This window comes from Dellaglioa sp. CoH-55-MRSF-7, assembly GCF_056782235.1.
Genome location: NZ_JBXAYI010000006.1, coordinates 58,316 through 68,059, shown reverse-complemented (window position 1 = coordinate 68,059; position 9,744 = coordinate 58,316). Strand labels below are relative to the sequence as shown.

At 31.1% G+C, this 9,744-nt stretch carries 11 protein-coding genes; 2 read left to right on the top strand and 9 right to left on the bottom strand.

Going from position 1 to position 9,744, the window contains the following annotated elements; all coding sequences use genetic code 11:
• Positions 1-138: 138 nt before the first annotated feature.
• Both AC1RPU_RS06725 and AC1RPU_RS06720 read right to left on the bottom strand, forming a co-directional pair.
• Entirely contained in the window at positions 139-546 is a 408-nt protein-coding gene (locus AC1RPU_RS06725) for a CvfD/Ygs/GSP13 family RNA-binding post-transcriptional regulator (RefSeq protein WP_481761807.1), read from the bottom strand.
• 57 nt (positions 547-603) lie between these two features.
• Entirely contained in the window at positions 604-1,188 is a 585-nt protein-coding gene (locus AC1RPU_RS06720; RefSeq protein ID WP_481761808.1) for a peptidylprolyl isomerase, read from the bottom strand.
• Positions 1,189-1,317: 129 nt separating this feature from the next.
• Here AC1RPU_RS06720 and AC1RPU_RS06715 point away from each other — a divergent pair, with 129 nt between their 5' ends.
• Positions 1,318-2,310 carry an NAD(P)/FAD-dependent oxidoreductase gene (locus AC1RPU_RS06715; RefSeq protein ID WP_481761809.1) on the top strand — a complete coding sequence of 331 codons (993 nt, stop codon included), beginning with the start codon at positions 1,318-1,320 and terminating at the stop codon, positions 2,308-2,310.
• Positions 2,311-2,349: 39 nt separating this feature from the next.
• Positions 2,350-2,988, top strand: coding sequence for a VTT domain-containing protein (locus tag AC1RPU_RS06710; protein ID WP_481761861.1), 639 nt, complete (start codon positions 2,350-2,352; stop codon positions 2,986-2,988).
• A gap of 78 nt (positions 2,989-3,066) precedes the next feature.
• Here the strand turns inward: AC1RPU_RS06710 and AC1RPU_RS06705 are convergent, their stop codons facing one another.
• The 7 genes from AC1RPU_RS06705 to AC1RPU_RS06675 all read right to left on the bottom strand — a co-directional run bounded on the left by AC1RPU_RS06705 (position 3,067) and on the right by AC1RPU_RS06675 (position 9,743).
• Positions 3,067-3,699: a TIGR01906 family membrane protein gene (locus tag AC1RPU_RS06705; protein ID WP_481762413.1), complete on the bottom strand. Its 633-nt coding sequence runs from the start codon at positions 3,697-3,699 to the stop codon at positions 3,067-3,069.
• Positions 3,683-4,468 (bottom strand): TIGR01457 family HAD-type hydrolase, encoded by a 786-nt coding sequence (locus AC1RPU_RS06700; RefSeq protein ID WP_481761811.1) that lies wholly within the window; start codon positions 4,466-4,468, stop codon positions 3,683-3,685. The genes AC1RPU_RS06705 and AC1RPU_RS06700 overlap by 17 nt, the downstream gene beginning before the upstream one ends.
• Positions 4,469-4,490: 22 nt before the next feature.
• Positions 4,491-5,105, bottom strand: coding sequence for a YutD family protein (locus AC1RPU_RS06695; protein WP_481761812.1), 615 nt, complete (start codon positions 5,103-5,105; stop codon positions 4,491-4,493).
• Between the two features lie 37 nt (positions 5,106-5,142).
• Complete coding sequence (locus AC1RPU_RS06690) at positions 5,143-6,516, bottom strand: bifunctional metallophosphatase/5'-nucleotidase (protein ID WP_481761813.1); 1,374 nt, start codon at positions 6,514-6,516, stop codon at positions 5,143-5,145.
• A 345-nt stretch (positions 6,517-6,861) separates the two neighbouring features.
• Positions 6,862-8,235: an amino acid permease gene (locus AC1RPU_RS06685; RefSeq protein WP_481761814.1), complete on the bottom strand. Its 1,374-nt coding sequence runs from the start codon at positions 8,233-8,235 to the stop codon at positions 6,862-6,864.
• Between the two features lie 116 nt (positions 8,236-8,351).
• Positions 8,352-9,368, bottom strand: coding sequence for a class I SAM-dependent methyltransferase (locus AC1RPU_RS06680; RefSeq protein ID WP_481761815.1), 1,017 nt, complete (start codon positions 9,366-9,368; stop codon positions 8,352-8,354).
• A gap of 78 nt (positions 9,369-9,446) precedes the next feature.
• Positions 9,447-9,743: a hypothetical protein gene (locus AC1RPU_RS06675; RefSeq protein WP_481761816.1), complete on the bottom strand. Its 297-nt coding sequence runs from the start codon at positions 9,741-9,743 to the stop codon at positions 9,447-9,449.
• Between the last annotated feature and the right edge of the window lies 1 nt (position 9,744).

Genomic DNA, 9,744 nt, shown 5'->3' with positions numbered 1-9,744 from the left:
TGTCAAGAATTTTTTTGAATAAATATTCATTTCTTCTTGCCGTATCAATCAGCTTTATTAATATACCATCTGGTATATCTCATGTCAACACTTTATTTGCGATATTCATTATCGCCTCAATAGCACTTATTAAATATATCAGCTTTCTTTTTCTTGGTCAAGTCTATTTCTGTGAATATCTCTTAATTGTTGGCTTATCCAAAAATCCATTTTATCATCTATTGCTTTAAACCCTGTATCTATAGACCTATTTGTCCAATAATATTTATGTTTTATTTTAATACCTGTACTTTTAAGATTACTATTTTGTTTAGTAAAATTTCTAATTGAAAAACTCATTTTACTGTTATATTCATCAATATCAATAATCCTAACCGTAATTTTTTCATTTATTTTTAAATAATTCAATATGTTATCCACATAACCGTTATGGCATTCCGAAATATGGATTAAGCCTTGAACTCCATCCGCAATTGTTACAAAAGCACCATATGATTGAATACCTGTTATAGTTCCTACAATAATTTGTCCAATTCTATATTTCATTTATACTCCTCAATCTTTCGGTAAAAACGGCCAAAATAAAAAGGACTTTCATCCTCTTTATTTTGTTACTATCATATCTTCAATTACAATTGGTTCAACTGGTTTATCTTGCATAGCTGTTTTTGCACCCGCAATTTTATCAACAATGTCCATTCCACTAACAACTTGTCCAAATACTGTATGATGAAAATCTAACCAAGGAGTTCCACCTTTTTTATATTCTACGACTACCTCTTCAGGATAATTTGCATCCTTTAATTGTCCAATCATCTGTTCAGGAACATTCGAATTTTGGACAATAAAAAATTGACTACCATTTGTTGATGGTCCAGAATTAGCCATCGATAAAGCACCTCTTAAGTTAAAAAGTTCAGAAGAAAATTCATCTGCAAACGATTTACCCCAAATACTTTCACCACCCATTCCAGATCCTGTTGGATCACCAGATTGAACCATAAAATCAGAAATCACTCGATGAAAAATAACGTCTTTGTAGTATCCATTTTCTGAAAGTCCAATGAAATTTTCTACCGTCTTAGGTGCTTGTTCTGGAAATAATTGAATCGTTATATCACCGTAATTCGTAATCATTTTAACTTTTGGTCCAACTACATGTTCTAAGTCTAATTGTGGGTATGTCATAACTATGTTCCTCCTATTCAAACTTTATTGATTCCATTGTACCCAATTTCACTCTATTTTACTATTACTTTATATTTTTTATGCGTTATACTATTATAATGCTATTAAATGGAATGCTAGGAGACTGTTATGACAACAAATGAAATATTTGATATTACTATCATTGGTGCCGGACCCATCGGACTATTTACTTCAACTTATGCGCACATGCGCCAAGCTAAAACTCAAGTTATTGAAAGTCTTCCCGACATTGGTGGACAAGTTGGTACATTATATCCAACGAAAAAAATATATGATATAGCTGGATTCACTGGCATATCAGGTGAACATCTAATTAAGGAACTTTCAAGGCAAGCTCACCAATTTGACTTTGACGTTAAATTAAATGAGACCGTCTTAAATTTCGAAAAAGAGAATGATATTTTTAGGATTCAAACTTCTAAACGGGTTACATATAGTAGAACAATTATTATTACGGCTGGAATTGGTTCTTTTCAGCCACGTAAATTAAATATTGCTAATTCAGCAACATTCGAGAATGAATCATTATTTTACAATATTAGTGACCTTTCTAAATTTTCTCATAAACAAATTGCTATTGCTGGCGGTGGTGATTCTGCTATCGATTGGGCAAATGAGCTATCGAACATTACAAAACAAATTCATATGATTCACCGTCGAGATAACTTTAGAGCTCTAGAGTACAATGTCACAAAACTCAAAAAAACTGATACTATATTTGAAACTCCCTTTTCGATACAATCACTTTCTAAAAAGAATGGTCGCCTTGAAATTTTGCTAAAACATTCTAAAAATAATCTTAATAAAACGATAATTGTTGATAATTTACTTGTGAATTATGGCTACTTATCCGATAATAAAATTATTAATGCTTGGGGTATAAATATGGATAAGAAACTAATCTCGGTAAATTCTGAAATGGCAACTTCCATTCCCGGTGTTTTTGCCGCAGGAGATATTGTTTCATACCCTGGTAAAATAGCACTAATTGCTTCAGGATTTGGTGAAGCACCGACTGCCGTAACTAGTGCCCTAAATTTTATAAACCCAAATATTAATCGAACTATTCATAGTACGCAACTAATGAATCCACATTATTAAAAAAATAGAACTTAAGGGGTATTTAATATTATGTCTGTCATAAACTTTTTTATAGATTTTGTTTTACATATAGACACACACTTGATTAGTATTGTGAACAACTTTGGAAATTGGACCTATCTTATCTTATTTTTTATTATCTTCATAGAAACTGGAGCGGTTATTTTACCTTTCCTACCTGGTGATTCACTTTTATTTGCAGCTAGTGCTCTAGCAGCAAATTCAATTTATCATTTGAATATTTGGATATTTGTAATCCTCTTTCTTGCTGCAGCGTACATGGGAGACTCACTAAATTTCTTTATTGGAAAAAAAGTAGGGAACTCAATTTCAGATCATTCATTATTTAATAAAATGATTAGCAAAGATAGTCTCGATAAAACAGAACAATTTTTCAATAAACATGGTGGACCCGCAATTATTTTAGCAAGATTCATGCCTATTATTCGTACGCTTGCTCCCTTCATCGTTGGTGGTAGCGGATTTAAGTACTCTCGCTTCTTACGCTTTAGTCTAATTGGCGGATTTGCATGGGTCACCATTTGTTGTTCTGCTGGATTTTTCTTTGGAAACATTGCAATCGTACAGGAACATTTTTCTTTAGTCGTATTGGGAATCATACTAATTTCCTTAATTCCAGCTGTATTTAGTGGTATTAAGTCAAAATTAAGTAAATAACTAGCTATTAATATCCCACCCTTTCTATCTTAATCTAATAAAAAAACGAGACGCCATTTTCACTGGTGTCTCGTTTTTTTAATTACTACGTTTAATTTCTCTCTTACCAAAGTAAATACCAACTAAAAAGAACATCTCAATTAGACAAAAGACCATTAGAAAACAAATCATAAAAAAATTTTCTGGTAATGCCAAAATGATTGGATCTAGTTTAGGATTAAATATCCAATCATTATTTCTAAACACGAGCTCATGAAATAGTATAAAATAATGATCAAAATTAAAGAAAAGTAAAAATACACTAAGAAAAGGAACAGTAATAGCCATCTGAAAAGGTCTTACCAATTTCCATAATTCCTTTTGTTTTGTTAATTGACCAATAAATATTATTGCAATAAATCCTAAAATTAAAAAACAACCATAATTAAACTGCACCAATTGTTTAACATCATGATAATGTTGCATCCCATTATATGATGAAGGCAATATCATTTTTACTTTATTTACCCAAGGATAGTTAAAATAGTCTAATAAATTATTATAATCAGACATTAATTCTGATTGGTTTAACCCAACAATTTTATTCAAATGTGATTGCTTGATAAAAATTTTATAAACAAACGTACTATTAATTACCAATATAATAGAAAAAGAGACAATCGCTAGATATAAACTTAGCCACTGTCCCATTTTTTTAACGCGCTCTATCATTATCAAAGTCCCAATCATCAAGTGAATCCAATTGAATAGTTGGTTGAACTTTTTTAGATGCCACTAAGTTTTTTGTTGAAACGCCCGTATAGACTAACATTGTATCAACCCCAAAGTTAATTCCGGCTTTAATATCTGTCATGTAGTTATCTCCAACCATCACAACTTCACTTTTCTTCAAGCCAAGTCTTGATAGGGCTTTTTCCATGATGATAGTTTCAGGTTTACCAATATAAGTAGCTTCTTGTTGTGTTGTACATTCAACCATCCTTACCAGCGATCCAGCACCAGGAAGTAGTCCACGTTCATTCGGAATATTAGTATCAGCATTTGTTCCAATAAATTTAGCACCACGTTTGATTGCTAAAGTTGCCATTTCAAATTTATGATACGTAACATCGGAATCTAACCCAACAACAACATAATCAGGCGTCGTTTCCTCAATAATAAATTTTTTATCCATAATTGCTTTCTTTAATCCGTTTTCACCAATAATATAAACACTTCTTTTATCAGGGTTTAACGCATCTAGATAATCTGCAGTTGCAAGTGCCGCCGTATAGACTTCTTTCTCAGTTACATGTATATCAAAATTATTTGCTAAATTATTGACAACATCAGCTGGTATTTTAGTCGTATTATTAGTCACAAATAAAAATGCAATATTTCTTGCTTGTAGAGACTCGATAAATCGTTTTGCTGCCGCAATTTTTTCTTTTCCTCGATAGATTGTACCATCTAAATCAATCATATAACCTTTATATGCCATTATTATCACCTTGCCTATTTAATTATGCTTTATCTTTTTGCCTAATTACAAATTCGTGTTTCTTTGTTCGTTTTGTTGCCGTTTTTAAATTATTTTTTTGTGGTTTTACTGGTTTAGACTTGTTTAATGGTACTTTAGTTTTTTTATTTTTTATTTGATATTTTTTTTCAGTTGTGTGCGCCCTTACTACAGGTTTTCTTTTCTTACCAACTGGTTTAACTGTTTTTTTACGTTCTTTAGGATTAGAAATTGGTTCAGGTTTTTGAATTTCCAAATTGTGCAACACAAAATAAGAACATCCAAAATTACAATATTCATATAAATAATCTTCAAGAGTATCGATACATTGTGACCGATATGCCTTTTTATTCTCGGTTTTATAAAAACCTCTTAATCGAAGTTGATCATATCCCCAGTCTCCAACAATATAATCATATTTCGTTAAAATTTGGCTAAATCGTTCCGTTAATTTTTCAATTTCAAAACCATCTCTATAATTGGAAACAAGATCATATGGACGGTTATCGATTAGTACTCGGGTTTCACTCTGTCGAACAACATCACTAGCATAAGCTTTAATTTTTTCTGCTTTTATTGCAAGTTGCTGTTCTCTCTTTTCTTTCTGTGCTTGATTCAAATCTCAAACCTCCTTTTACAACTTTAGTCATACTTCATTATACAGAAAATTCTAGTTTTAAATAGTCCCCAACGTAATCTCTTAAAAATTTCTTGCCATTTATCGAAATTTCTCCGGTTATTTCTATGGTTGGAAAAAACGGTATATACATAAAATGATCAACTGTTGCAATAGTATAATATGCATCCAAGTCAATTTTTTCGTTATGATATATAAGGTCCCCATTTTCTTGTTCTACCAGTCCATCAATCACTACTTCACCAAATAATTGGCCTCTAAAACCCATCCCTTTAATTGGGAATTTCTTAAGAAATGAACTATTCTTTTTAATTTCTTGTACTAATCGCCATAGATTATAACCAGTTAATTTAGCAGTAATAACCCGCATTGGGTGTGGCAGTGTTTGATGCAGGTCATTTTTTGTTACAAATCCTTTTTGTAAATTTTTCAAAAATAATCCACCATTTAACATTGCAATATCCGTTTTTGTACCCGCTTCGATGGCTTTCAATGATGTCTGCATTAATGCTGAATTTTTAGTCCATGATGCTTCTAAATCTTCAGGCAATTTTGCAACAACTTCAGATGTTAAAATTTTTTCTCCGCGTAATCTATATTCTGCTATTTCGTCTTGGTCACTTATAACTTCTGCTAAACTTTCTGTTTCAATTACTTTAGCAACTTCTTTTCTAATTTTATGATTTTCAAGTTCAATCGCTACTTCGCCCACGTACATCCCCCACTTACCAGCTGCGGCCAATAATGATTCATTAACTTTTTCACCGGATTTCAATAAATGATGTGTGTGGCTTCCTAATACAATATCTATCTGAGGATACTTTGCAGCTACTTTTCTATCTACAGGTAAACCTAAATGTGATAACAAAATAATAACATCTACTTTACCTGCTATTTTTTTTAAAAGTGAAGGTAAAACGGTATCAATTTGATTAGATTCCCAACCATTCATCTCATACGTCATTGGAAATGGTGCTGTCAAGGCAATTATTCCAATTTTAGTTCCAGCTGCAGTTTCCATTATTTTATATTCTTTGGCCCATGCAGGACGATTATTAACTTCTCCATCTACCACGTTATCAAGGATAATGTCGAATTTTGCATTATCATATAAATGTTGTAATTGGCTTCGCGAATTACCAATACCTTCATTGTTACCAATTGTCGCTGCATCATATGCTACAGTATTCATTAATTCAATATTGGCTTTGCCATTTGTAGCTTCCGACAACGGGTGCACACGATCAATTGCATCTCCAATATCAAAAGTTAAAACAGTTTGATTTTGTTTTTCAAGCTTTATTTTTTCAGATTGTAAAAATCGCCTAATTTTAGGCCAATTTTCTAAATGTGAATGAATATCATTTGTATGTAAAATCGTTATTTTTTCCATTAGTTTATATCCACCTTATTTTGATTATTTACTGACTTTCTTTTCACTAACTATATTATTATGGTTGTCCTAAAGTTCTTTTCTAACCATCAAATTCCTAATAGGTGGGTTCAACATTATTAGTTATACTATATCCTATATTATACTGCTTACCGTGTCCAAGTGAATTTATATGACCCTTTACAAAAAATAGCATGCAGAAAATAGTATTGCTCGCGCTGAAATTAACTATTAAATTGTAATGTTTTTAGAAGCAAAATCAAACAATATTTTCAACAATTACTTTTAATTTGTGCCCTAAGTATACAAAAAAAGACCCTCACACGTGGTCTTTTCAGCAAAAATTTAATTTTCCATCTTCATTTGAACACTTTTAATAACATAGAGTACAATTAACCAACCAATTGAAGCAATCAGCGCAATTAATGTATCAGGTTTTAAGCATAGCACAATACCTACAAAAGTTAGAAATAATAGAATTAAATAATTTGTAACAGGAAAGAAAGGCATTTTAAATACTAGCATTGATTCTGTTTTTTCTAGTTTTATTTTTCGTCTATACTTCAAATGTGCAATTACAATTGCTCCCCAAATGAACAAGAAACAAGTCGTTGCAATACTTGAAATAAATGTAAATACCGATTCAGCCATAAACATATTCAGTACGACTGAAATTGCAATCACAAGAGTCGAAAATTGTAATGCAAATGCAGGTACTTGATTATGTGATAACTTACTAATTTTTTTAGAAAATTTATTTTTTTTATTATAATTAAGCGAGAACAACATTCTACCTGTACTAAATAAAGACCCATTACAAGCTGAGGCTGCAGCTGTAATTACAACAATATTAATAATGCTGGCTGCTGATTTTATCCCTATATTTTCAAATACTTGAACAAATGGACTTTGTGATTCCGAAATCATATTCCAAGGATAAATCGCCATAATTGCCAATAATGATCCTACATAAAACAAAATAATTCTTAAGGGTATTTCATTAATTGCTTCTGGGATAACCTTTGTTGGGTTTTCAGTTTCTGCAGCTGTTAATCCTACCATTTCAATACCGACAAAACTAAACAGTACCATTTGAAATGACAAAATAAATCCTTTAATTCCTTGGGGGAAAAATCCACCGTGACTTACTAAATTCGTCAAACTGGCATGCCCAGCTGAAGTTTTAAAGTTTACCACTACCATATACACGCCAATACATATCAACACAATAATGGCAATAATTTTAATGAGTGCAAACCAAAATTCTGTTTCACCGAATAATCCCACTGTAACTAAATTTATTCCTAAAAGAATAAGGAGCATAACCATACCAGGAATCCATTGCGGCAAGTTAGGAAACCAAAATTTCATATATAACCCGACTGCGGTAATTTCTGTCATTGCAATTGTTACCCAACAGACCCAATATGTCCATCCAGCAACAAATCCAACCTTTTCACCTAGATATTCATAAATAAAATCAATAAATGAATGTGCATTCACATTCGATAACAGTAATTCACCTAACGAACGCATTAAAAGAAAACATGCAATTCCGGTAATAATATATGCCAATAAAATAGATGGCCCAGCCAAATGAATAGATTGACCTGCTCCCAAGAATAAACCAGTCCCAATTGTTCCACCAATTGCAATTAATTGAACATGTCGACTTTTTAATCCTCTAACATGCTGATCTTCTGAACTTTTTTCTGCCATTAATATCAAACTCCCTCTATAGTAATTAAGTAGATTATACATGACACATGTTAATTTCTAAAGAAATTATTCTTTTTATAATTAAATAAAAAAAGCGACTCAAAATATGAGTCACTTTACTTATTATTAAAGTTGGCCTTTATCCACTTATCTAACGTTTTAACAAAGCTCTGAAATAGTTCTTCACCCTTTAGTGATGGGAAATCACCTAATAGTACTTCATCAACTTGTTTACTACCTTCGCCATGTTTCTGTAAAATCAAAATAGATTTACGTGAATTAGCTGAACTAAATAATTCCACAGGTAAATTGAGCATACCTTGAAGATATGCATTTGATTGAATGTAAACGAGTAATTTTTTTGCTTCCTCTGTTTCAAATAAACCAGTAGGAACAAGGTATATGCCAAAACCGCCATCATTTAAGTATTTGATTGATTGTTCTATTAATAAATGATGTACATATGAATGACCTTCAGTTGCATGTGTAGCAAAATGGGTAACTCTTTCATCTAGAGGGTAATAACCAATTGGTAAATCAGCAATAACAACATCAGATTTTTTTACAATTAGGTCATCAACCGCATCTTGGTGAAATAATTCTAAATTTAAGTGTTGTAATTGTCCACTTAACCCTGCAATTGATAACATTGTATCATCATTATCAATCCCGTATGCTTTTGAAATCTCAAACTTATCAGCAGCCATTTGATTCAAAATCGTCGTCAGTAAGTTCCCTGATCCCACTGTAATGTCCAATAAACTAAACGATTTTTTTGTACTTATTAATTTTTCTAATACAAATGCAACTAAAAATCCAATTGTATCTGGTGTTATTTGATGATTAGGTTGAATACTTTCTTGTCTTGTTGCCTTCAATAAAACTAACTGTACAACTTTACGTACATCTTCTGACGATAAGGCATTCAAATTCATTTTTTTATAAATCTGATTCAAAATTTTTACATCTTGCTCACTTGGTAATCCATCTTCTACGTGTACAGATTTATTATCTAACAAATTATTGCTAGTCTCAATAAATGCGTCCAAATAAGTGATTTCTAAACTTTTTTGTAAAATATCAATTGTTTCATTAATCTGATTAAAGTTCATTTCTATTTCTTCTAATGACATAAAATCACTCCTTGAATTTATTTGCTCGTTTCAGTTTAACGATTTTTAATTCTCAATTCAAGTTAAGTTTCTTTTTTATCATTTTTCTGAAAAAGAATATCGATTACCATTCTTCAAAATAACCTGATAGGCTCCTTTTTGATATTCAACAACACCATAATTATAAGTATATTTTTCTTTTAGATTTTTTGCTTTTTGATTTAAAATAGTCATGTTTTTCATAGTTTCTGCTTGATTATATTGGCATATTTTCTGATAACTAGTGAATTTTGCTTGGAAATATATCAGTTGTCCCAATAACAAACCAATTAATAACATTAAACAAAATATGGCTGATACAACTAAATGTCCGTTTAATAATTTGATTTTTCGCATC